This window comes from Lacunisphaera limnophila, from assembly GCF_001746835.1.
GTDB lineage: Bacteria > Verrucomicrobiota > Verrucomicrobiia > Opitutales > Opitutaceae > Lacunisphaera > Lacunisphaera limnophila.
Map to the genome: position 1 here is coordinate 26,883 of NZ_CP016094.1, position 20,771 is coordinate 47,653.

20 protein-coding genes are annotated in these 20,771 nt (G+C 66.3%); 7 read left to right on the forward strand and 13 right to left on the reverse strand.

The window, feature by feature from the left end; genetic code table 11:
- Window positions 1-32 precede the first annotated feature (32 nt).
- On the forward strand, window positions 33-2,231 hold the full coding sequence (locus Verru16B_RS00145) for a carboxy terminal-processing peptidase (RefSeq protein ID WP_069960389.1): 2,199 nt from the start codon (window positions 33-35) through the stop codon (window positions 2,229-2,231).
- Here Verru16B_RS00145 and prmC read toward each other — a convergent pair.
- Window positions 2,217-3,062: a peptide chain release factor N(5)-glutamine methyltransferase gene (gene prmC, locus Verru16B_RS00150; RefSeq protein ID WP_069960390.1), complete on the reverse strand. Its 846-nt coding sequence runs from the start codon at window positions 3,060-3,062 to the stop codon at window positions 2,217-2,219. The two genes, Verru16B_RS00145 and prmC, sit on opposite strands and share 15 nt — an antisense overlap.
- Window positions 3,063-3,066: 4 nt before the next feature.
- Complete coding sequence (gene prfA / locus Verru16B_RS00155; protein WP_069960391.1) at window positions 3,067-4,188, reverse strand: peptide chain release factor 1; 1,122 nt, start codon at window positions 4,186-4,188, stop codon at window positions 3,067-3,069.
- A 106-nt stretch (window positions 4,189-4,294) separates the two neighbouring features.
- Between prfA and Verru16B_RS00160 the strand changes: the two genes are divergently transcribed.
- Entirely contained in the window at window positions 4,295-5,308 is a 1,014-nt protein-coding gene (locus Verru16B_RS00160; protein ID WP_069960392.1) for an HAD family hydrolase, read from the forward strand.
- A gap of 291 nt (window positions 5,309-5,599) precedes the next feature.
- On the opposite strand, the gene Verru16B_RS00165 is transcribed toward Verru16B_RS00160, so the two are convergent.
- The 7 genes from Verru16B_RS00165 to Verru16B_RS00195 all read right to left on the reverse strand — a co-directional run bounded on the left by Verru16B_RS00165 (window position 5,600) and on the right by Verru16B_RS00195 (window position 13,494).
- Window positions 5,600-6,784, reverse strand: coding sequence for a FecR domain-containing protein (locus Verru16B_RS00165; protein ID WP_069960393.1), 1,185 nt, complete (start codon window positions 6,782-6,784; stop codon window positions 5,600-5,602).
- Window positions 6,785-6,934: 150 nt separating this feature from the next.
- Entirely contained in the window at window positions 6,935-9,178 is a 2,244-nt protein-coding gene (locus Verru16B_RS00170) for a CHASE2 domain-containing protein (RefSeq protein WP_083269981.1), read from the reverse strand.
- Between the two features lie 130 nt (window positions 9,179-9,308).
- Window positions 9,309-9,977, reverse strand: coding sequence for a hypothetical protein (locus Verru16B_RS00175; protein WP_157772090.1), 669 nt, complete (start codon window positions 9,975-9,977; stop codon window positions 9,309-9,311).
- Window positions 9,978-10,203: 226 nt separating this feature from the next.
- On the reverse strand, window positions 10,204-10,941 hold the full coding sequence (locus tag Verru16B_RS00180) for a hypothetical protein (RefSeq protein WP_069960396.1): 738 nt from the start codon (window positions 10,939-10,941) through the stop codon (window positions 10,204-10,206).
- The gene (locus Verru16B_RS00185) at window positions 10,938-11,489 is read right to left on the reverse strand and encodes an RNA polymerase sigma factor (RefSeq protein ID WP_069960397.1); all 552 of its coding nucleotides are present in this window, start codon (window positions 11,487-11,489) and stop codon (window positions 10,938-10,940) included. The genes Verru16B_RS00180 and Verru16B_RS00185 overlap by 4 nt, the downstream gene beginning before the upstream one ends.
- A 53-nt stretch (window positions 11,490-11,542) precedes the next feature.
- The gene (locus Verru16B_RS00190) at window positions 11,543-12,700 is read right to left on the reverse strand and encodes a two-component system sensor histidine kinase NtrB (protein ID WP_069960398.1); all 1,158 of its coding nucleotides are present in this window, start codon (window positions 12,698-12,700) and stop codon (window positions 11,543-11,545) included.
- Window positions 12,701-12,735: 35 nt separating this feature from the next.
- A complete protein-coding gene (locus tag Verru16B_RS00195) occupies window positions 12,736-13,494 on the reverse strand; it encodes a ribonuclease HII (protein WP_069960399.1) in 759 nt (252 codons plus the stop codon).
- A gap of 187 nt (window positions 13,495-13,681) precedes the next feature.
- On the opposite strand from Verru16B_RS00195, the gene Verru16B_RS00200 reads away from it, so the two are divergent.
- From Verru16B_RS00200 to Verru16B_RS00210, 3 genes are all read left to right on the forward strand, one after another.
- On the forward strand, window positions 13,682-14,161 hold the full coding sequence (locus tag Verru16B_RS00200) for a hypothetical protein (RefSeq protein ID WP_069960400.1): 480 nt from the start codon (window positions 13,682-13,684) through the stop codon (window positions 14,159-14,161).
- A 68-nt stretch (window positions 14,162-14,229) separates the two neighbouring features.
- Window positions 14,230-14,508, forward strand: coding sequence for a hypothetical protein (locus tag Verru16B_RS00205; RefSeq protein WP_069960401.1), 279 nt, complete (start codon window positions 14,230-14,232; stop codon window positions 14,506-14,508).
- Complete coding sequence (locus Verru16B_RS00210; protein WP_069960402.1) at window positions 14,505-15,047, forward strand: SRPBCC family protein; 543 nt, start codon at window positions 14,505-14,507, stop codon at window positions 15,045-15,047. The genes Verru16B_RS00205 and Verru16B_RS00210 overlap by 4 nt, the downstream gene beginning before the upstream one ends.
- Window positions 15,048-15,051: 4 nt before the next feature.
- Here Verru16B_RS00210 and rnhC read toward each other — a convergent pair whose 3' ends face one another.
- Window positions 15,052-16,059 (reverse strand): ribonuclease HIII, encoded by a 1,008-nt coding sequence (rnhC, locus tag Verru16B_RS00215; protein WP_069960403.1) that lies wholly within the window; start codon window positions 16,057-16,059, stop codon window positions 15,052-15,054.
- Window positions 16,060-16,151: 92 nt separating this feature from the next.
- Between rnhC and Verru16B_RS00220 the strand changes: the two genes are divergently transcribed.
- Both Verru16B_RS00220 and Verru16B_RS00225 read left to right on the forward strand, forming a co-directional pair.
- Window positions 16,152-17,189, forward strand: coding sequence for an A/G-specific adenine glycosylase (locus Verru16B_RS00220; RefSeq protein WP_069960404.1), 1,038 nt, complete (start codon window positions 16,152-16,154; stop codon window positions 17,187-17,189).
- A gap of 198 nt (window positions 17,190-17,387) precedes the next feature.
- Entirely contained in the window at window positions 17,388-18,806 is a 1,419-nt protein-coding gene (locus tag Verru16B_RS00225; RefSeq protein ID WP_069960405.1) for an NAD(P)-dependent oxidoreductase, read from the forward strand.
- Window positions 18,807-18,900: 94 nt separating this feature from the next.
- Here Verru16B_RS00225 and Verru16B_RS00230 read toward each other — a convergent pair whose 3' ends face one another.
- From Verru16B_RS00230 to rpsU, 3 genes are all read right to left on the reverse strand, one after another.
- Window positions 18,901-19,206, reverse strand: coding sequence for a DUF3817 domain-containing protein (locus Verru16B_RS00230; protein WP_069963524.1), 306 nt, complete (start codon window positions 19,204-19,206; stop codon window positions 18,901-18,903).
- A gap of 115 nt (window positions 19,207-19,321) precedes the next feature.
- Window positions 19,322-20,272 (reverse strand): sugar phosphate isomerase/epimerase family protein, encoded by a 951-nt coding sequence (locus Verru16B_RS00235; RefSeq protein WP_069960406.1) that lies wholly within the window; start codon window positions 20,270-20,272, stop codon window positions 19,322-19,324.
- Between the two features lie 258 nt (window positions 20,273-20,530).
- On the reverse strand, window positions 20,531-20,728 hold the full coding sequence (rpsU, locus tag Verru16B_RS00240) for a 30S ribosomal protein S21 (protein WP_069960407.1): 198 nt from the start codon (window positions 20,726-20,728) through the stop codon (window positions 20,531-20,533).
- Window positions 20,729-20,771: the final 43 nt, after the last annotated feature.

Genomic DNA, 20,771 nt, shown 5'->3' on the forward strand with positions numbered 1-20,771 from the left:
CGGACTCTCATTCCCCACGCTTCCCCCATCCCGTGAATCTCCTCCCCCGCTTCCCGCTTCGCGCCGCCCTCTTTTCGCTCTTCCTCGCCGGCGTCCTGGCCGCCGCCCCGGACCGTGAGCTCAAGACCACCCCGCTCATGCGGCAGGAGACCCGGACACTTATCCAGATGCTCGAGCATCTGCACTACAACAAGGACGGCATGACGGCGGCGGACTACCCGCAGATCATCACGGCCTACATGCAGGAACTCGACCCGCAGCGGCTCTTCTTCACCCAGGCCGACGAACAGGCCTTCCGCCGGCAGTTCGGCCCGCGCCTCGAGACCGACCTCGCCTACCTGGGCAACATCGACGCCGGGTTCGACATCTACAAGGTCTACGAGCAGCGCGTGAAAACCCGCCTGACCTGGGTCTTCGAGCAGCTCCCCCTCGGCTTCGACTTCACCGCGCAGGAATCCTACGCCCCCGACCGCAGCAAGAGCCCCTTCCCCGCCGACAACGTCGAGGCCGAGGACCTCTGGCGCAAACGCATCAAGTACGAGATGCTGCACGACCTCGTGGCGAAGAAAACCACCGAGGAGGCCCAGACCACCCTCCGCAAACGCTACGAGCGCATGCTTAAGAACCTCGGCGACATCGAGACGTCCGATATCCAGGAGATGTTCCTCACCAGCCTCACGCGGATGTATGACCCGCACTCCGACTACCTCTCGGCCGACACCTACCAGGATTTCAGCATCCAGATGAAGCTCTCCCTCATCGGTATCGGCGCCGTGCTTGGCATCGAGGAGGACGGCTACTGCATCGTCCGCGAGGTCGTGCCCGGCGGCCCCGCCTACAACAGCGGCCAGATCCACATGAACGACAAGATCGTCGCCGTGCAGCAGGAAGGCGGCGAACCCGTCGAGGTCATCGGCATGAAGCTGCGCCGGATCGTGGACATGATCCGCGGCACCAAGGGCACCAAGGTCACGCTCACCATCCTCCCGCGCACCGCCCCCGACGCCTCGCAGACCAAGCAGGTGCTCGTCACCCGCGACGTCATCAAACTCAACTCCGCCCGCGCCACCGCCTCGATCTTCGACCTGCCCGGCGAGGCGGCCGGCACCACGCTGCCGATCGGCGTCATCACCCTGAACTCCTTCTACGACGGGTCCCCCGAGGACGCCGCCCCGGAGGACGTCCGCAACACCGCCTCGCAGGACGTCGCCGAACTCATCGCCAAGCTCCAGACCGCGGGCATCCAGGCCCTCGTCATCGACCTGCGCCGCAACGGCGGCGGCCTGCTGACCGAGGCGGTGAACCTCACCGGCCTGTTCATCAAAGACGGTCCGGTGGTGCAGGAGCGCGACTTCCAAGGCCGCGTCGAGATCGGGCGCGACACTGACAGCACCGTCGCCTATGACGGCCCCCTCGCCGTGCTGACCTCGCGCTTCAGTGCGTCCGCTTCGGAGATCTTCGCCGGGGCGCTCCAGAATTATGGCCGCGCCGTGATCATCGGGGATAGCTCCACCCACGGCAAGGGCACCGTCCAGGCCCTCCTGGAGATGAAGAATTTCATGCCGCCGCTGAGCAAGGAGATCACCCACTCCGGCGCCGCCAAGCTCACCGTCCGCAAGTTCTACCTCCCCAACGGCGCGTCCACGCAGAAGAAGGGCGTCGTGCCCGACATCACCCTTCCCTCGATCGATGACTTCCTGCCCATCGGCGAGGGCACCCTGCCCCATGCCCTGGTCTGGGACGAGATCCGCCCCACCGCCTTCACCGGCAAGGCGCTCGACGAGACCTTCGTGCAGCCCCTGCTTCAGGCCAGCCGTACCCGGCAGGAATCCCTCGACGAGTTCGCCTACCTGAAGAAGAGCATCGACTGGTTCCGCGAGAAGCAGGACCAGAAGACCGTCTCCCTCAACCTCGACCAGCGCCTCGCCACCAAGGAGGCCGACGACGAGTTCAAAAAGCTCATGGACGCCGAGGTCGAGCGCCTGGCCCAGACCAATTTCGCCTCCCGCGAGATCAAGCTCGAGTCCGTTCTCAAGGCCGAGGCCGCCGGGCTCGTCCCGGAACCCACCGCCGAGGAAGGCAACACCGACGCGCCCGATGAGGACGTGCAGTCCAAGTTCGACGTCCACCTGCGCGAGACCCTGCGCGTCGTGGCCGACACCCTGCGCCTGAAGCACAGCGACCGGCTCTCGATTGAGAACCCGGCCCCGTTGGTGCTACACAAAGGCTAGCAGGAAGCGATCGCGCCCGGTCAGGTCAGGCAACGACTCGGTGCGCGCATAGCCCGCCGTCTCCGCCAGCGCGCGCAGGCGGGCGTGCTGGGCGATGCCGGTCTCACAGGCCAGCATCCCGCCCGGAGCCAGGTAGGTCCGGGCTTGGCGAATGATCACTTCCAAGTCGGCACACCCGTCGGCCGCTGCAACCAGCGCAGCATGCGGTTCGTGTTCCCTCACCTCGGGCGCAGCCTCCGCCACTTCCGCCGCCGTGAGATAAGGCGGATTGGCCACGATCAGGGCAAAGCGATCCGTGGGCGGCACGGCGGAAAACCAATCCGAAGCGACCAACGCAACGCGTCCGGCCAGGTTCAGCGCCGCGGCGTTCTCCCCCGCCAGGGCGAGCGCGTCCGCACTGGCGTCCACCGCCGTGACGAGCGCCGCCGGGTAATGGGTCGCCAGCGCCAGCGCGAGGGCCCCGGTGCCGGTGCCCAGGTCGAGGATGCGCTCCGGCGGCGCGGTCACCCGGCCGGTGATGAGTTCCACCAGATATTCGGTCTCAGGGCGCGGGATCAGGGCCCGACGGTCGACCTTCAGCTTCAAGCCGCAGAATTCCGTGTCCCCGATGATGTATTGCAACGGCTCGCGGTTGCCCCGCCGCTTCACCAGCGGACGGATCTTCTCCAACTCGGCCTCGGCCAGCGGCCGCTCAAACTGGAGGTAGAGCTGCATCCGCTTCAGCGCGAGGGCGTGACCGATCAGCAACTCGGCGTTCAACCGTGCGCTCTCCACGCCGCGTTTGTCGAAAAACTCGGTCGTGCGCTTGATGATCTCGAGGACGGTCAGCATGGCATCAATCGTCGTCGCCCGCATCACCCGCGCGTACGGGCAGCGGTCCGCCGGTGAGCAGCGCCAGCTTCTCCTCGAAGTCCGCGCGCTGTAGCGCCGCGATCACCGTGTCGAGGTTGCCCTCCATCACCGCCGGCAGGCTGTAGAGCGTGAGGCCGATGCGGTGGTCGGTGACTCGGTTCTGGGGAAAATTGTAGGTGCGGATGCGCTCGCTGCGCCCGCCCGTGCCGATCTGGCCACGACGCTGGGCCGCGTACTTTGCCTGCTCCTCGTCGACCTTCAGCTTGAGCAGCCGCGAGCGCAGCACGGCCATGGCCTGCGCCTTGTTCTTCTGCTGCGAGCGCCCGTCGGCGCAATACACCATCAGGCCCGTGGGCTTGTGCACGATGCGCACGGCCGAGTCCGTGGTGTTGACCCCCTGCCCGCCCGGTCCGCTGGCCCGCATGACGCTGATGTCGAGGTCCTGCGGGTCGATCTGGACGTCCACCTCCTCGGCCTCGGGCAGCACCGCGACCGTGATCGTGGAGGTGTGGATGCGGCCGTTGGCCTCAGTGACCGGGATGCGCTGCACGCGGTGCACACCGCTCTCGTACTTGAGCTGCTTGTAGACCTGCTCGCCCGTGATCAGGAATATGACCTCCTTGAGCCCGCCGCGGTCGGAGGCGCTCGAGCTCATCGGCTGGATTTTCCAACCGCGGCCCTCGGCGTATTTGGTGTAGAGCCGGTAGAGCTCCGCGGCGAAGAGACTCGCCTCGTCCCCGCCGGTGCCGGCGCGGATTTCCATCACCGTGTTGCGCGAGTCGGTGGGCTCCGGCGGAATCATCGCCAGCAGGATCTTCTGTTTCAGCGTCTCGCGCTGCTGGGTGAGCTCGGGCATCTCCAGCTGGGCCAGCGAGCGCAGCTCGGGATCGGCCTTGGGGTCCTTCACCAGCTTGGTGTGCTCAGCCAGGTCCCGGCCCATCCGCTCGTAGGCGGCGTGGCTCTCGGTCAGCTCGCGCAGGCCCTGTTGCTCGCGGGTGACGTCCGCCGCCTTGCGCGGGTTGGTATAAAACGACGGGTCCGCCATCTGCGCATCGAGCTCGTCGAGGCGGCGGCGAAAACTGAGAATATCGGGAAGCTGATCCATGCGAAGGGACAGGAAGGGAAATTGCGAATTGCGTCAGCCGCAGGCGGCGGCTTTATCCACGGACTGACTGCACGGCGTGCCGCCGTGCTAGTAGAAAACCTTTTTGATGGCCTCAACGCTCTTCACTCAGAACATCATCGCCTGCGTCTGGGACTTTGACAAGACTTTGATCCCGGCCTACATGCAGGCCCCGCTTTTCCGCCGTTACGGCGTCGACGAGGCCACGTTCTGGGCCGAGACCAATGCCCTGGCCGCCACCTATCGGAAGCGCGGCTACAGCATTTCCCCGGAAATCAGCTACCTCAACCACCTGCTGACCTACGTGCTCGCCGGCAAGATGGCCGGCCTGAACAACCAGGTCCTGCGTGAGTGCGGCCGCGAGATCGGCTTCTATCCCGGCCTGCCGGACTTCTTTAAATCCTCCCGCGCTTGGGTGAAGGCCAAGCCCGAATACGCCAAGCACGAGATCCAGCTCGAGCACTACGTCGTGAGCACCGGCCTCGCCGAGATGATCCGCGGCAGCGCCCTCGCCCCGGAGATCGACGCCATCTGGGCCTGCGAATTCGTCGAGAACCCGCTGCAGCCCGGTTTCCTGCAACAGAACGAGATGGCCCTGGAGGCCGCCGCCGAGATCGCGCAGATCGGCGTGATGATCGACAACACCTCCAAGACGCGCGCCATCTTCGAGATCAACAAGGGCACCAACCGCAACCCGGCGATCGACGTCAACGCCAAGGTCACACCCGAGGACCGTCGCATCCCGCTGCCGAACATGATCTACATCGCCGACGGCCCTAGCGATGTGCCGAGTTTCTCCGTGGTGAAACAAGGCGGCGGCAAGACCTACGCGGTCTACAATCCCGCCGTCCGCGCCGAGTTCGAGCAGAACGACCGCCTGCGCTCGACCGGCCGCATCGACCACTACGGACCGGCGGACTACACGGTGGGCAGCCCCACCACCCACTGGCTGCACCTGCAGATCGAGACGATTTGTGACCGGATCGTGCGCGACCGTGAGGCCGCCGTGGCCAGCCGCATCGCCAAGCCGCCGCGGCACTTGTCCTCCGCCCCGGCACCCGAGAGCGGCCCGACGGCCAAGCAGACCTCATTCCTCGAGTAAGGCCGGTGGGCGGCTACCGCCCAGGGCATGGGTGACCTGAGACAGGTTCCGAGCAAAGTGACACGGGACATACTCTGCGGCGTAACACGTAATCCACGCGGGCCGGGTCGCCTAGGCTCCATCCAAGCGGGCTGGCCTGCAGCCATAGGCTTGGCGACGGCTGAAGCCACGGCGACCTCGTCGTGGGGTTGGATGGATCCCAACTGGATCGCGTGCCCGCCAACCGGAACCACGCATCAAATAAAAAACGCCGCCCCTTGTGAGGGCGGCGTTGAAAGTGAGGGAATACGCTCAGCTCCGGCTGATGGTGCCGGGGTCGATCGGCTGCGGGGTCGTGATGATCGGAACCACGACTTCGGTGGTCGCCGGCGGGGTCTCAGACGAGGGAGGGGTATCAACCGTCACAGCGGGCGTGTTGGTGGTGGTAGTGACGGTGGACACCGCATTGGTGGCGGCGGTGGTCACGTTGTCCACGTTGATAGTCACGGGAGCGCCGAGTTGCGCCGCCTGGGTCGTGGCCTCCGCAGAGAACGCGGACGCAATCCCGGCGACGGCATCCGCACCACCGGAGACCGCGCTCGTCGTGGTCGTCGCTGTGGCAACGATCGTGCCGGCGGCAGCCGTGTTGCCCGCCTTCGCCGACGCGGCGACAGCAGCACCCACCACCTGAGCCGCGGCCGCGGTGCCGCCGGAGCCCTGGCTGAGGGTAGCGGCGGCAGAGCCAGTGGCGTTGGCCACGATCGCGGTGGCGGCCGGGCTGTCGGCCGCCGATGTGGCGATTTGGGCGACCACCGCAGAAACATTGGCGACGGCATCGGCCCCGCCCACCGAGGCCACGGAGGTGGCGAGGGCGGTGAGAGCTTCACCGAGCGCAGCACCCTCGGACGCAATCGCCTGCGCCAGAGTCTGGGAGGTCGTGCCGGCATCCGTCGTGGTGGACGTGTTGCCCGAGGTCGTGTTGCCCAGCGAGGTGCCGGTGAGGGTGAAGGACTGGACGACACCCGCGACAACCGTCACGGAGAGCGTGCCGCCGTTGTAGCTGACCGAGTAGGTCGTACCGCGGGCAGCGGCGACGCCCTTCGGTGTGCTGACCTTGTAATTGTTGATGGCTTTCTTCGTCGGATCGAGCGAGGACGCCAGATTACCCGACTTCAGGGCGATGGTGGCATTGCGCGTGCCGTTGGGGCTGACGCTCAGCTCGCTGATCGCGATGACCGTCTTGGAGCTGGCCACGGCCACGATGCCCTCGTGGGCGTTGACGATCACCTGCGAGGCGTCGCCCGTGGTGATCTCGGAACCCTGGGGCAGTTTCATGCCGACAGTGACCGCCTGGGAGCTGCCATCAGGCAGGGTGACATTGGCCGAACCGGTGACCTTGGTCACGGTGGCCTCGGTGGTCTGCGCCTGGGCAATACCCATGGTGGCGAGGCCGAGAAGTGCAGAGAGGAAGGTCAGGACAAGTTTGCGTGTGCTCATAAGTGTTAAAGGAAAAGGCCGGTCGTTTGCATCTTGTGAGGCAAACCCGGCAGGACAAGCGCAGATTCGAGGAATTCGTAAAATCGCCCGGACAGGTGGCTAACAGCGCCAAGGGCCGGTTGTTTACAGGATCCCACCCCTTCGCTGGGACTACTTTTCATGCATGACATAGACTCCGTTCCACTCCGGCGGCGGCGGGTTCAGCCGGTAATCGGCCACAATCTGCTGGAAAACGAGGGAGGGGTTGGAGGTCACTCCCGGCGACCGGCTGGGTTGGTTGGGCTCCAGCTCGGCGCTCCGACGGAAAAGTTCGGCCGCCCCAACCCAGTCCCGGCCGTGGTATTTGTCCAGACCTTGGCCGAACAGGCCGAGACAGTCCAAGGTCTGCGCCGCGACCTGCTCCTTGAGGCCCACCAGCTCGTGGATGGGCACGGCCTGCGCCCGGCCCTTCACCACGATGCGACCCAGCGGCCGGAAGATCACGCGGTCGCCCCCATGCGCCTGGCAGGCCGCCTTGGTGGCCTCGGTGCACAGGGTGTAGGCGCCCCATTTCTTCGCGCCTGACTCCATGCGGGCGGCCAGATTCACATCGTCGCTGGTCATCGTGTAATTGAAGCGCGTGCGACTGCCCATGTTGCCCACGACCGCGAGACCGGTATTCAACCCGATGCGGGTGCGCATCTGGCGAACCGACAGCGGCCAGGCCTCCCCCTGGGCCGCCCACCGTTGCCGCAGCTCATCCAGCGCGTGATGCACCCGCAACGCGGTCACGCAGGCCCGCAAGGCATGGTCCTTCACCGGCACCGGGGCGCCAAACATCGCCACGACCGCATCCCCGATATATTTGTCGAGCGTGCCCCCCTCCTCCTGCAGGATATCGGTGCACACCGTCAGATATTCATTCAGCAACTCGACCAGACGGGCGGGCGGCATCGCCTCCGAAAAGCCCGAGTAGCCTTGGATATCGCTGAAGTAAGCCGTGATCTCCTCGGTATGGCCACCGAGCTGGGGTTTCGCGCCCGATTGCACCATGCGTTCCACCAACTCCGGCGACACATAGGTGCCGAACATGCCCTTGATCTCCTGCTTCGAGCGCTGCTCCTCGATGATCCGGCGGCCGATGACCACGAATTGGAGTCCGCCGAAGCCCACCAGCGGCGCAATCAGGTCGAACCACCAGCTGGCGTACACCCACGCCCACAGCGCCAGGGCGACGTAGGCCACGGCGCCCAGCACGGCCCCACCCATCAGCACCAGCACCGAGCGATCGGCCAGCACCAGCAAGCCCAGGTAGCCCAGCAGCACGGCCAGGCCCCAAATCTGATTCTCCGGCACCTTGTGCGCGTAGTCCCCGGTCAGGATGTTGTTGATCGCATTGAGATGCACCAGCGGCAGCGGCGTGTACTCGGCCCGCGGCGAGGGCCCGGCGTCGGCATTGCCCGTTTCGAACAGGCCGACCATCACGATGGCCCCCTTCAGGTCGGGCGGGGCCGGGGCCTCGATCTGGGGATCCACGTACTTGGCCATCAGACCGAGCAGCAGGCCGCGGTAACTCAGCGCGGGGAAGACCGATTCCGCGTCCAGCGCCTCGTAGCGGTAATTGAGGAACAGGCACCCGCGTTCATCGATCGGGATGCGCAGTTCCCGATCCTTCGTCGGCACATAGATCGCCTCCCCGACCGTCACACGCACCCGGTCCGCCGGCACGTCGAAATAGTGCATGACCGTCGCCAGCGAGAGCGACGGATAGACCGCATCCCCGATCCGGACCAGCATTGGTGGCGTCCGGGGGATGCCCGAGGCGCTCACCACACGTTCCTCGCCAAATTTAGGCACGTCCACGAACCCGAAGTGACTCACCTCGCGCAGCACCGGAATCGGCAGGGCGGCAAACTGGGCCGAAACGAACCGGCTCGTGTCCCCGACCACCTGCCGGATCGGCTGGGTCGGACCGAGCCGGGTCGACTCCGTCGCTTCTGTCGGGAAATCGCTGCGCACCGCCCCGGAAATCACCGCCATCCCCCGCTCGCGGGCCGCCTGCACGCCGGCCGCCATCGCCTGGTCGCTCTCGGGATCACGCTCCGAGGTGATGAACACATCCATGGCCAGCACCTTGGCCTCGGCGACCGAGACCAGCTCGATCAATTGCCCGTGCCATTGCCGCGGCGGGGGCCAGGACACGAGATTCGCCTCGGTGTCGTCGTCGAAGAGCACCAGGTGCAGCCGCGGATCGGGCGGGGGTTGGAACGGCACCCGGTAGCGCGTCCGCCAATCCAGGGTGCGCCACTCAAACTGCCGCACCAGATCGGTCTGGTTGAGCAGCATCGCCAGGCCGTAGCAGGCCAGCGGCGCCCACCAGAGGGCGCGCAGACTTTTAAATGGGAAGCGTCGCATCAACCGGGGTCATCCTGCCCGCAGGTCCGCAGCCGAGCCAAGCGATTTCGTTCCCCTGGGCCGGAGCCAAAAAAAGCCGCCCGATCGGGGCGGCTTGGGTCCGTTGCTTCGCGCGGCGTCCGTGTCGGCCTCAGAGGCTGAAACGCGGGGTCAGGGTCGCCGCCGTCGTGAACGTAAACCGGTGTCCGGTCTCGGCCACGATCATCGGCTCGCGATCCGTGTAAACCACCGGGTCCTCCGACGGGGGCGGTACCACGAGGTCGAACTGCGGCGCCACACCCTGGGCCAGGGCAAAATTCACGACCGGGCTCTCGAGCGACAACACCGGTGGACGGGCGACCTGCCCGGGCGCGGCGGCCACGGTGGCCGGCTCCCGTTCCTTGAAGGTCTGCACGAGATTGGTCACGCGGGTGGCATAATCATAACTCACCGCCGGCACCCGGCCCTTGAGCACGTTGTCCACGCCACAATTCCACGCCATCGCGATATTGAAGGCGTTGGGATCCACGCCCGCCTGCGAGAGGGTACGCTTCAGCCACTCGTAATGCTTCACCGCCACCTCGTCCGCCGCCGCCCGCTGCGTCGCCTGGTTGAAGGGACGCTTGGTGTGCATCTTCCAGGTCCCGGTCCGGAACTGGTAGGGCCCGAGTTCACCAAACCGCCCCATCCGGGCGTGGTTGGTCGGGTTCTCCACCCAGTTGATGGCCCGCAGGGTTGCCCAGCGGTCGTCGGCCCCGGCTGTGGCGGTAAAACCAAGGATGGAGGTCAGGAGTAAGGTATATGTGAGGAGTCGTTTCATGTCGCAGGTGGTCGGGACAAAGTTCATCGCTACGACCCCGACAAGAGGGAAGTTTCCCTGTAAAAATGGGTTTGCGACGAGGTGTCCCGCTTTTCACCACTCACTTTTTTAAGTCGCGGAACCCCGGCTTTTTTACGCGCCGTTGTTGCCCATAAATCTTTCGACTCGGTTGTAAAAAACCGGGCCCGATTCCCTGCCAACAACCCCGATCCCCGTCCAGGAACACTCAGAGCAAAGCCTCGAGACTCTGGCGCCCGACATTGCTGACCACGACGATCACATGCTCCCCATCCGCCCAGGTGGCGACCGCGCCGCTGGGTTTGTCCACGATGGTCAGGCCCGCCCCGGGCTTGCGGTCGGGAAAGTCAGCCGCGCGGCCGATGTAGACGTGGAACCACTCCCCGTTGCGCTCGAAGCACACTTCCAGCACGTCAGCCTCACGATAGTTCACCGTGCGGCAGCCGGTTTCATGCAGCGTGGCAAAGCTCACCGGCAGCTTTTGCCCCAGCTTGGTGGTGGGCTGGCTCAGCATCAGCTGCAACGCGCCGGTGGCCGCCCCGTTGCCTTCGTGCCCATGCGTGGGCCCCAGACGGGCATCCGCGTAGGCGAAATCATCAAAGGCCGAGGCCTGCTTCGGCCACAGCGCCAAACCGGCCGCCATCAGGATCGCCACGCTGGCCGCAGCCCCCATCCAGACCGGGTGGTTCCACCAGGCCCGCACCGGCGTCGCGCCTGCCGAGGCCCGGCCCCCGGCCAGAATGGCCGAACGCAGGTCCGCCGGCGGGACGATCCGGCCAAGCTTGGCACTCAGGGCGGCGTCAAAGGCCAGCTGCTGGGCGAACCAAGCGCCGAGGGCCGGATCGCGTTTTGCCTGCTCCAGCGCGGCGGCGAAGGTCTCGTCGCCGGCATCCGCGCCGTTGGGCCGGTAGCCTTGCAGGATGAATTTTGCCTCCTCGTTGTTCATGAGAGTTTCCTCGCTTCAGGATTTTGGAATGCCACCACCTTGCTCCGCTGGCCCGCTTCCTTGCGCGCCAGCGCGGCGCGCAGCTGCGCCTTGCCGCGTGAGAGCCGGGACATGACCGTGCCGATCGGCACCTCCAGCATCCCGGCAATTTCCTTGTATGAAAGGTCCTGCAGGTAAAACAGCGTCAGCGGCACGCGATAGGTCTCGTCGACCTCCTGCAACGCCTCGACCACGAGACCCGCATCCATCCCCGTGACGACGTCCACCTCCGGCGCTGCCGGGTCCGCCTCGACGGGCCCGAGGTCCTCCAGGGCGGTCACCCGCTCGGACCGACGGCGGATGCGCAGGAATTCCCGATAAAGCGTCGTGAAGAGCCACGATTTGGCCTTCCCCTCCTCCCGCAACGCATGCCCCTGCTTCGCCCAGATGAAGAAGGTCTGCTGGGTGAGGTCCCCCGCGTCCGACGGGCTTTTCGTCAGGCTCAGGGCAAAGCGGTAGAGCGGCGTGTAGTGCGCATCCACCAACTGCGTGAACATCTCGCTGGACATGTATCCTTGGGAGGGGCCAGCGGCCGGGTTATTCCAGATACTTTGCCTGAATTTCACCCGCCCGCCAGCATCCGCACCCGGCGGTGCTTTTGGGGGAACTGGAGCGTCACGACCGTGCCCACGCCCTCCTTGCTCTCGATCCCCACGTGGCCGCCGTGGTCGCGCACGATGCGCTGCACGATCATCAGGCCGAGGCCATGGCCGCTGATCTTGGTCGTGTGGTAGGGCTGGAAAAGCTTGGCCAGGTCCTCGGCCTTGATGCCGCTGCCAGTGTCCGCCAGTGCCACGTACACCGAGTCCTCGTCGGCCCGCAGCTTCAGGCTCAGTCGGCCGCCAGGTTGCATTGCCTCCATGGCGTTCTTGATCAGGTTGAAAAACACCTGCTTCAGCTGGTCGCGATCCGCCATGATCACCGGCGTGCCGTCGGGCATCTCACCTTTGACCGTGATGCCCCGGTCCGCCAGTTCGCGCGACTGGAAATGCAGCACCTCCTCGATCAGGCCCGGCAGGTAGACCTCACCCAGGTCGGGCGGCCGCGGGCGGATGGCCTCGAGGAAATTTTTGATGATGCCGTCGAGCCGCGTGACCTCGTCGCGACAGATCTTGATCGAGTCCTCCAGCGAACGCGTCTCCTTCGAGGCCTTCAGCTTCCGGAGCTTCCGGTCGATGAGCTGCAGGTGGATCGTGAGCGAGTTCAGCGGATTGCCCAGCTCGTGCGCCACGCCGGCGGCGAGCAGCAGGATCGATGAGATCTTCTCGTTCTCGATGAGCTCGGCGGTGGATTTCCGCTCAGCGGTGATGTCGGACAGGATGATGGCCCGGCGCGGTCCGCTCTCCCCCTCGGCGAAGGGTACCATGTAGAGCCGCACCAGCCGCGGCGACGGGTAGGCCAGTTCAAATTCGCGTGTGACCAGCGGCGAGGCCCCACCCGCGCCGCCGAGGGAATCCCTCAACCCCGGCACGAAGCGCCACAGGGTTTCGCCCGCGGCCGGCTCCTTCAGGCCGATGAGCCGCGCCGCTGCCTCGTTGGCGTACTCGATGACGCCGTCGGCGTCGATGACCAGCACGCCTTCCTGCAGCGTGTTGAACACGGCCTCGAGCATCGCGCGCTCGCGGGCGAGGCGCTGCACGAGGTTGTGCAGATTCGGCTCGTCGAGCTGGTCCAGCCGGCCGAGCACCTTGTCGAGCGAGCTGTGTTTTTTGACCGCCATGGGGTATCCGAGGGAAGCCGGGTGCCGGATGCCGTTCAACCAAACAACGTCATCTGCCCCTCGAGGTCGCGCGGCTGGGCGAAGAGCTTGCGCAGGAAACTGTCGCGATGCACCGCGCTCCGACCGCGCTTGAGGATCGCCTCGCGGTGCTCCTCCGTGCCGTAACCCTTGTGCTGGGCGAAGCCGTAGCCCGGATGGGTCTTGTCCAGCTCGTCCATCAGCCGGTCGCGCGTGACCTTGGCGATGATCGAGGCCATCGCGATGCACAGGGAGCGCCCGTCGCCGCTGACCACGCCTTCGTGGGGATACGGGAAATGCCGCAGCGGCAGGCCGTCGATCAGGATGCGGCACGACACCGTCGGCTGGAAGGCCGCCTTCTCCTCCTCGCTGGCAAACAGGTCCGGCTCGGTCTTCAGCTCGAAGGCGCTTGGCGGGTAGATGCCCCCGAGGGCCCGCCGCATCGCCAGCTTGGTGGCCCCGAGGATGTTGACCGTCTCGATCTCCGCCACGCTCGCCGTGCCGAAATTCGCGTGGATCTGGCCCTGCGCCATCAACTCCTCGAACTCCGCCCACAACCCCTCGCGCTCCGCGGGGGTGAGCTGCTTGGAATCGTTGACCCGGCCGGACTTGGCCACCGCCCAACGGCTCTCCAAAAATTCCGGGGATACCAGCACCGCCGCGGCCACCACCGGGCCGGCCAGCGCCCCGCGGCCCGCCTCGTCCACCCCGATCAAGCCCGCCACGCCCTGAATCTGCTTCAGGTCGTAACTGCGGAGCTGCCGGCGCTTGGACATGCGCTGTTTGTAGGGTCCCGGAGCCGGCAGGCAAGCGGGGACACGGGGCAATTGCGAGTATGCGGATGATCCGGCCCGATATCGCCCATGAAAATGGCCATCAGCGATTAACAACAGAAGTTAACCCGCTCCCAATCGTCACCTTCCTCCGGCTCGCCTTTGGCGCCGGACTGGATTCCTTGGGCGTATGAGTCTGCTCGAAATCATGGAACTGCTGAGCTACCTCGTGACGGTCGTGGGCTTTCCGCTCGCGATCCTCACCTTCGTCCTCGAGCAGCGCAAGGAGCGCCAGAACGAGGAGGAGGAGATCTTCCAGCGCCTCTCCGACGAATACCGCGAGTTCCTCAAGCTCGTGCTGGACAACTCCGACCTGCACCTCCTGCGCCGCGAGGGCGTGCGCACCGAGCTGACCGAGGAGCAGAAGGAACGCCGCCTCGCGATCTTCGGCATCCTCATCTCCCTCTTCGAACGCGCCTACCTCCTGGTGTATGAGGACAACATGGACAAGCAGACCCGCCGCATGTGGCAGTCCTGGGAGGACTACATGCGCGAGTGGGTGCGCCGGAGCGATTTTCGCGACGCCCTCCCCGAGCTGCTCGAGGGCGAGGACGAGGAATTCACCCGCTACATCAGCGAGCTCATGAACGAGGAACAGCGGGCGCCGTGACACCGGGCGGTGGGGCAGCCGGGGCTTGACCAGATCCTCTTTGGGTGTTTGGTATATATGTACCAATTATGAGCACCCCCCGCAAACCCACCCCCAAACCCGTCGAGCGGATCCAGACCGGCATCCGCCTCGAAAAACGCATCCTCAAGGTCCTCAAGGGCGTCGCCGAATATCACGACCTTTACCTCGGCGATCTCCTGGAGGGCATCTGCCTTCACGCCTTCGAGAACAAGACGCCCTTCTCCCCCGCGACCCTCCAGCGCATCCGGATGCTGAAGGAGGTCTATCACCTCGATCTCACCGCCGCCGACAGCCACCAGCTCGTCGAGCGCGACCCCGCCTCATGAAAGGCCTCACGCCGCTGCTGTGCTTGGGCAGCCTCCCGCTGACCTGCCTGTCCGCCGCCGCCGAACACATCAAAGCCGACCACACCCACGAGTTCGAGCTGGCGCTGCCGACGGCCGAAGCCTTCACGTTCTTTGAGCCGATCGGCGAAAAACGTTGGGCCGCCGGCTGGCAACCGGCCTTCGCCACCCCCGTAGACGCGACCCTGCACAACGGGAGCGTCTTCACCGTGGACCACCCGCCGTCCCCCGGCGCCCCCACCAGCCGTTCCATTTGGACCATCACCCGCTACGAAGCTCCCGAACTCATCGAGTACCACCATGTCCTCCCGGGCGTGCGCGCCACCCGCATCACCGTCCAGGTCGCGAGCGTCACGCCCATGCGCAGCCGGGTCCGGGTGCGCTACGTCTATACCGGCCTTTCCGACGCGGGCGACGAGGCCATCCGCCGCATCACCCCCGAGGCCTATCGCGGGATGATCGCCGGCTGGGGCACCGAGATCGCCGCCTACCTCGGGCGCGGCACCCCGGCCAGCCCGTAGCGTCCTACCGCCTCCACTCCGTCTTTTCCCGCGGCTCCTTCAGCGGCAGCTCGTCAAGCTTGCCCGCTGCGGCCACGACCTCGTAGCTCGTGCGGAAATGCAGCTTGGCAAACCGGCCGAGCGCCCGCGCCCCGAGCCGGTCCACAATCTGCGCCGCCTGCGCCTTGGCCTGCGCCCCGGCGCCGAACAGCAGCTTCTCGCCGAACTCGCGCGACAGGTTCCGCATCTGCCGCACAAACTCCGCGCGCGCCACCACCGAGGCCGCGGCGACCACCGGGTCCGATTCCGCCTTGGTGCGCATGTCGAGGGTGAACCGCTCCAGGCCGCGCTTCTTCAGCTCGCGCTGCACCAACGGCTCTTTGGTGAACTGGTCCAGCAGGCCGCGACCGACCCACTTCTTTTGCAGCGCCGCCTCCAGCGCCCGCGCGTGCTGCCACGCGAGCAACCGGTTCAGGTTCGCCTGCGGTTTGAGCATGAGCTCGTTGTACTTGTCCATGCCGCAATACACCGTCTCCACGACCACGCCGGGCGTGTCACGGATGACGTCATCCAGCCGCAGGATCTGCGAGTCCTCGATGCTCTTGCTGTCCCGCACCCCGGCGACACGCCACGCCTCGATCGCGGGTTTCTCCGCGATGACCGTCGCCGCCACCACCGGGCCGAACAGGTCGCCCTTGCCGCTCTCGTCCAGCCCCGCGTGCGGCTCGAACCAGTCGGGGTGGTGCACCTCGTCGTAACCCAGCTGGGCCGCGCCGGTGACCTGGGCCTCGATCACGTTCTGCACAAAATCCTCCGTCTCCTTCCCCGCCACCACGACCTTGCCGCTGGTGTAGGCGGTCACGTTGACCTTGGGTCCCTTGAACGCGAAACGCGCGTACGGCACCTCGGCCGACTCCCAGTGCTTCGCCGCCACCGCTGCCCGCAGCTTCTCCATCTGGGCATCATCGAGCTTGATCGTGTAGCTCGTGATCTTCTTCGGTTCGTCGGCGTCGTGGTCCGGCTTTTTTGCCATGCGGCTACATGGCCACAAAAAGCCGCAAATACACACAAAAAAGTGGCTCTCCGATTCGGGCTCGTTCTTTTTGTGGCTCCTCGTGACTTTTTGTGGCCAACCCTGACCAGCTTTCCTCCCGGCGCCCGGCCTTCCAAGCCGCCCTCCACGGCTGGTACCGCGTCCACCAGCGGAAGCTCCCGTGGCGCGACGCCCCCTCGCTCTACAAGACCGTCGTCTCGGAATTCATGCTGCAGCAGACGCAGGTCGTCACTGTCCTCCCCTACTTCGACCGCTGGTTACGCGCCCTGCCCGACTTCGCCGCCCTCGCCGCCGCGCCCGAGACGCAAGTCATGAAACTCTGGGAAGGCCTCGGCTACTACTCCCGGGCCCGCAACCTCCACCGCCTCGCCCAGGCCTGGGTCGCCGCCCCCACCCCGCCCCGCACCCCGGCCGCGTGGCGCGAGCTCCCCGGCATCGGCCCCTACACCGCCGCCGCCATCACCAGCATCAGCTTCGATGAACCCGCCGCCGTGGTGGACGGGAATGTCGTCCGCATCCTCGCCCGCCTGACCGGCGAAAACCGCCTCTTCCGTGACGGCACGGAGGCGGTGAAATTCTTCACGCCGCTCGCCGACGCCCTCATCCCCGGTTCGCACCCCGGCACCCACAACCAGGCCATGATGGAACTCGGCGCCACCGTCTGCTTCCGCCAGAAACCCCTCTGCCTGGTCTGCCCGGTCGCCGCCTTCTGTACCGCCTTCCGGGACGGCGAACCCGAAAGCCTGCCGCGGCTCAAACCCAAGGTAATCGAGCAACGGACCATCGCCCGCCTCTGGTGCGTGCACCAAGGACGACTCCTCCTGCAGCGCGGTGCGGCCAAGGCCCGACGGCTCGCCGGACTTCACGAACTGCCCGCTGCCGACATCGTGGGCCGCGCACCGGCCGCCCGCGACCTGCTCGTCACCAAGCGCCGCGCCATCACCCGTTTCCAGATCACCGAATCCATCTACGCGGCGAAACTGACTCCGGCCCTCAAGGCCGCCATCGCCCGCGATGACTCCCTCGAGTGGGTGCCGCTGCAGGACCTGGGGCAGGTCACCCTCTCCGGCCCCCACCGGCGCTGGATCACTGCCCTGCTGGCACGTTAACGGCCGGTCCGGGCGAATCGCCGGGCCTACCCCGTGGTGCGGTCCCACCCCACTCCCCGGGTGATCGGGTTGCCGCCTCCGACGCAACCCGTGCGCGGGCTTGGCCAAGATGCGCCGAGCCGGCCGCCCGGATTTAAGGCATGCTCACCCTGCGGCATTCCAAGCCGGCCAGGACCGCACCCCCGACATCCGCCACGCATGTCCTCCGAAACTGACCAACAATCCAAGTACGCCTGGTCGTTGATCAACCGCGCCACCCCACCCAAGCGGCCGGCCGCCGAGCGCGTGGGGGACTTCAAGGAAATCTACAGCGAGTTCGACGAGGCGACCGCGCGCGAGCAGGCGGCCCGCTGCATCCAGTGCCCCGAGGCGCTCTGCATGACCGGCTGCCCGCTGGCCAACCGCATCCCCGAATGGATGGCCCTCACCGCCCAGGGCCGCTTCCTCGAGGCGGCGGAACTCTCCCGCGCCACCAGCAACCTCCCGGAAATCTGCTCGCGCGTCTGCCCCCAGGAAAAACTCTGCGAGGGCGCCTGCATCCTGAACGGCCGCGCCGACCCCATCGCCATCGGCGCCATCGAGCGCTTCATCAATGAGTTTGCCTTCGCCCACGGCGGGCTCGACGCCACCCCCGCCCCGCCCAATGGACGGAAGGTCGCCATCATCGGCTCCGGGCCGGGCGGCCTCGCCTGCGCCGACGAACTCGCCCGCCTCGGCTACGGGGTCACTATCTTCGAGGCCCAGGCCGTGCCCGGCGGCCTGCTCGTCAACGGCATCCCGGCCTTCAAACTGGAAAAACACATCGTCGAGCGCCGCATCGATCTGCTCGTCCGGCGCGGGGTCGAATTCCGCCTCAACGTCCGGGTCGGCTGGGATGTTTCCCTCGCCGGCCTGCGCGAAAAATACGACGCCGTCTTCCTCGGCATCGGCGCCCAGAAACCCAAGCCCCTCGACGTCCCCGGCGCGGAATTGTCCGGGATCGTCGACGCCCTCCCCCTCCTCATCCAAAAAAACGTCGCCTCCCCGCTCATGGCCGGCGTCCCGATCGGGGTCCGCGGCCGCCGTGTGGCCGTGCTTGGCGGCGGGGACACGGCCATGGACTGCCTGCGCACCGCCCTGCGCGATGGCGCGCAGGAAGCCGTGTGTCTCTACCGCCGCGACCTCGCCAACATGCCGGGCAGCCGCAAGGAATACGCCAACGCCCTCGAGGAGGGCGCGCAGTTCCGCTTCCTCACCAACCCGGTCGCCCTCCTCGGCGATGCCGCCGGCCGCGTCACGGCCGTGCGCTGCGTCCGCATGGAACTCGGCGCCCCCGACGCCTCCGGCCGGCGCTCGCCGCGGGCCGTCCCCGGCTCCGAATTCGACCTGCCCGCCGACCTCGTGGTCGTCGCCTACGGCTTCGACCCCGTGCCCTTCCCGCCCGGCAGCGACCTCGCCCAGACCGCCACCGACAAATGGGGCGGCTTCAAGACCGACGAAAACCTGATGACCTCCCTCCCCGGCGTGTTCGCCGGCGGCGACTCCGTCCGCGGACCGAGCCTGGTGGTCCACGCCGTGCGCGACGCCCGCCGCGCTGCCCAAGGCATCCACCGTTACTTGGCGGGCAAACCCGCCTGATCGCGCCCAAGGTGGAACCCGGCCTCCAGATGGGTCGGCTCGGCGCCTCCTCCTCCGGGGTCAGCGCCCCGCTCCCCCTTATCCTCAACCCGCCCTAGGCCTTCCCCGCCCCCCGCAGCAACCGCGCGTCCACCACAAATGGTCCCGCCGGCAACAAACTCGCGGCCAAAACCAGACCGGTACGCTGCCAGGTCCAGGCCTGCTCCCACGCGGCGTGGAGCGCCGCTCCCACGTACAGCACGAATAACACCCCGTGCGCCATGCCCACCACGCGCACGGCCGCCGGCTCCCCGTAGACATACTTCAACGGCATGGCGACGCCCAGCAGCACCAGGAAGGACACGCCTTCCCAGAAGCCGATCACCCTCAGCCGTCCGATCGTGGATTTGTACCATGGCATGGCCGCCCAACCCATCCACGAATCCAGCGCCGTCAAGCGCCACGCCCCAAAGCAGGGCCGGTCTTCGACTGGCCTTCAGCCGCATCCGACCTGCCGACCCGGCCCGAGATCACCCTTACCCGAACCGCTTCGCCAGCAATTCCTCCACCCGCTGCTTCGACGACAACACTTCCTCCGGCGTCAGCCGCGGGCTGAATTCCAGCACCAGCGTGTGTTCCGGCCGCCAGAACTGGCTGACCATCTCAAAGTCGATCTTGCCCGTGCCAATGGGCTGGTGGTCGCGCCCGTCGGCGCTCACGTCGTGCAGGTGAAAACCGATCGCGTTGGGTGCGTTCTTCTCCAGGTGCTCGCGGTGGTTGAGCAGGCCCATGTCGTGCTTGATCTGGGCATGGCCGGTGTCGTGCCAGTACCCGCAGGCGCCGGGCTGGGCCATCGCCGCGATCAATTCCGGGTGGTCCGCATCGAGTGGCAGCTCGTCGAATTTCTCGCGGTTCTCGAAGCCCAGCTGCAGGCCCTTGGGCGCGGAGTAGGCCAGCAGCTCCGTCAGGCTGGCCTTCGTCTTGGCCCAATACGGCGGCATCCGGCCTTTAAGCTTGGCCAGGGCCTTGGCCACCATCTTCTGGTACCCGGTGTCGGCCGAGAGGTCGTCGGCCGTATGCTCGTCGTAATACGCCTCGGCCTTGCGCGTGGGGTTGAGCCAGAAAAACTCCACCGAGCCGAGATGCAGCACGATCTTCTTGGCGCCGACTTGGCCGGCGAAATCCACCGTGCGCTTGCTCTGCCGCAGCCATTGGTCGCGCTCCCGGGCATCCGCCGATGACGGCAGGTAAAGGTTCGGCGCGGCGTGGCTCACACCAGGCGGCAGGGGACAGAAATTGTGGCAGGAGGCCACCTTGATCACCCCTTCCTCGACCGCCTTCAGGATGCCCGGCACGAGCGTGATCTTGATGCCATGGCTGAGCTCGACGTACTCGAAACCCAGCGCCGCCATTTCCTGCATCATCTCATAACCCTGCTGGTGGCGTTGGGAACACCAGCAGCTGGAGAGGGCGACGATGGGCTTCATGCGCGGTTATCGGACACTAGGACACGGTAACCCGCCTAAATCAAGCCATGTGCTTTAGCGGTCGAAGCTTCACCTGTCGGGCGGGTTCGCCGACGAAGGCTTGGCGGAGATGGCGCAGCAACCCCGCCTCGAACGCGGCAGAGGTGTCGGGCAAAGGCGGGGTTCGGCGACCCCGCCCTACAATTTTCCACCCCCAAAAAGAAAACCGGCCGGCATCCGAAGGACGCACGGCCGGTGAAAAGGGACAGATCGGGAAGCTTACTCCGCGTAACGGCGGCGCAGCATGGCGGTGAAAGCCATGACCTTCTCCTTGCGGCGGCGGCGCTCGCAGGGCTTCTCGTTGTAACGCTTGGTGCGAACATCCTTGATGATGTTCTCGCGCTCGAGCTTCTTCTTCATGCGGCGCAGCGCACGGTCGATCGGCTCATTCTTACGCATTTTGATCTCGATGGGCATGGTGAAAGGGAGGGAGTTGTCTTTGGAAAAGGAAACAAAGAGC